We start from the raw sequence: 2,500 nt of genomic DNA on the forward strand, positions 1-2,500 counted from the left end.
CAGTACGCCACGCACAGCTGGAGCACGGAGACCGAAGCAGCCTGGGTACGGACATACACGACGATCTCCAAGACCATGATCGATGCGGCGGCGGCGGACGAACGCTCCTGCGGACCTTGAATCGGGACGCCGGCAAGAATCGCAGGCCGCGGAAACGCCATCTCGGCGTCGACGCCCTCGGTCTCCTACTCGCCGTCTGGGTGAGTGCGGCCAGCGTTTGCGACAACGCCGGCGGCATCCACCTGCTGTCCCGCATCGCCGCCGAGAACCCTCGCGTCACCAAGGCCTTGGCCGACACTGGCAACCGGACGAAGGCCATCGACCACTGCGCCCGCATCGGCGTCGAGGTCGTCCAACGCAACCCCGGCATCAAGGGACTCAAGGTGATCCCCCGGCGTTGTGTTGTCGAGCGGACCTTCGGCTGGCTCATGCACCACCGACGCCTGCCCGCGACTACGAAACCCCACCGCTCCGAAGCCATAATCCGCGACGCAATGATCAATCTCCTGAGCCGCAGACTCACCCGAGCCCCGAACTGGCGCGACATCTGAACCTCGAACCAACGCTCCTGCCGGGACACAACACTCTTCAAAGCCTGGTTGACAAGTTGGCCGGATTCGAAGTCGCCCGCCCACTTCAGCGGTACGTCCGCGTCCGGCGCTGGGTCGGCATCGGCGCAGGCAAGGGCCAGCACTAGTAGGACTCCGTTAGGTCTTCCGGTCCGTCCTGTTCCTGGGCATGTTGGATAGGTGGATGCATATGAAGTGAACCGAGTTTGGGCGACGTTGCGTTATTCATAGCTGACGTGTTCGCGTCGGTGCCGCGCAAGGATCAGCGGGCGAAGGGCGACTGCTACCTGCGGGGACTGATGCTCGACGGCCGCCGCAAGTCGATCCAGATCGGACGCCGCCTCCTCCGCCACGGGCCATCAGCAGGGCGCAACATCTTATGCCAACACGCTTGACGATACCAGCGGCGGGCGCGTTGGATCGGATCCTACAAGCGGCGCGCACCCCCTAATCGGTGCCCGCACGCCGTACCTATCATCGCCCAAGTCCAGCCCGACCACCCGGGTTTCGTCGCTGCGGTGCGGGAGGTGCCGCACCCGTCCTGCCGGTGACCGGCGCACAACAACGAGGAACCGAAATGTCCCTGAGGGGATGGAACCGTCATCGCGCGGCCCCCGCTCGCAGGACATAACGGCTCAGGGAGCAAGAATGAACGCATGGCTGGTGCCCGGATACACCACGTCCAGAGAGCTGGGCTCTGGCGGCAGCGGGCGTGTCGTGCTCGCTGTCCATGACGAGACGGGCATCCCCGTCGCCATCAAATACCTGAGCGAACGGCTCCGGCGCGATACCGCCTTCGTCGACCAGTTCCGCGCCGAGGCCTGGCTGCTCGGCGGCCTTCACACGCCGCACGTCGTGCAGTTGTACGAGTACGTCGAGGCGCCCGCCGGCGCGGCCATCGTCATGGAACTGGTCGACGGCATCGCTCTGCGGTCCCTGCTGCGTCGCGAGGGCCGCACCGACCCCGAGTCCGCGCTGGTGATCCTGAAGGGCTCCCTGCTCGGCCTCGCGGCGGCACACCGCGCTGGCGTGGTGCACCGCGACTACAAGCCCGAGAACGTCCTAGTCGCGGCCGATGGCTCGTCGAAGCTGGCCGACTTTGGTATAGCGGCCGAACGCGGGACCACACCCGGCGTGACTGGCACCCCCGCGTATATGGCCCCCGAGCAGTGGGCTGGGGAACCAGCGTCGCCCGCCACCGACGTCTATGCCGCGACAGCGACCTTCTTTGAGTGCCTGACCGGCCGCAAACCGTACTCCGGTGAAAACTTCGCCGAGCTCGCGATGCAGCACGTCACCGCACCCGTACCGGAAGAGAGCGCGCCGGAGCTGGTGCGGCCGCTGATCCGCCGCGGGCTGGCGAAGACACCGCAGGAACGGCCCGCGAACGCGGAGGCTTTCGTCGCGGAGCTCGAAGAGATCGCGTGCGCGGCGTACGGACCGGACTGGGAGGATCGCGGCCGGCGGAAACTTGCGGCGCTTGCCGCCCTGTTGCCACTGCTGTTCCCCTCGGCGGGCGGACCAGCGACCGCTACCACCGCCCTGGCCCAGACCACGGTGAGTACCCCGAATCCTCCGGGCTGGAAACCAGACCGCCATGGCCTCCTGGCCGGAGCCGCCGCAGTCGTTATGGCCGTAGTGCTGGCCGTCAACGCGGACGCGGCCGACGACGGCGGGCAGAAGAAGACCTCTTCGCCCCCGGCCACCACCATTGCGGCACCGGCCGACGGACAGGATCCCGCCCAGGCCGCTACCGTCTCGCCCTCCGTCGAGCCGAGCCCGGAGCCTGAGCCGACTGTCGAGCCGGAGCCGGAGCCGACTGTCGAGCCGGAGCCGGAGCCGACTGTGGAGCCGAGCCCGGAGCCGGAGCCGACTGTGGAGCCGAGCCCGGAGCCTGAGCCGACTGTCGAGCCGAAGCCCGAGCCGAGCCC

The 2,500-nt window shown here is 67.8% G+C and carries 1 protein-coding gene and 2 pseudogenes; all 3 read left to right on the forward strand.

Translation table 11 applies throughout. The features are described 5' to 3' along the window. Positions 1–125: 125 nt before the first annotated feature. Positions 126–551 (forward strand): annotated as a pseudogene (locus ABZ070_RS36670) (transposase); the annotation flags it as partial. A 198-nt stretch (positions 552–749) separates the two neighbouring features. After that, positions 750–898 (forward strand): annotated as a pseudogene (locus tag ABZ070_RS36675) (transposase); the annotation flags it as partial. A gap of 319 nt (positions 899–1,217) precedes the next feature. Beyond that, on the forward strand, positions 1,218–2,500 hold a 1,283-nt coding region (locus tag ABZ070_RS36680), incomplete at its 3' end, for a serine/threonine-protein kinase (protein WP_356640462.1).

It is taken from the genome of Streptomyces sp. NPDC006283 (assembly GCF_040613325.1).
In the GTDB taxonomy this organism is placed as follows: domain Bacteria; phylum Actinomycetota; class Actinomycetes; order Streptomycetales; family Streptomycetaceae; genus Streptomyces.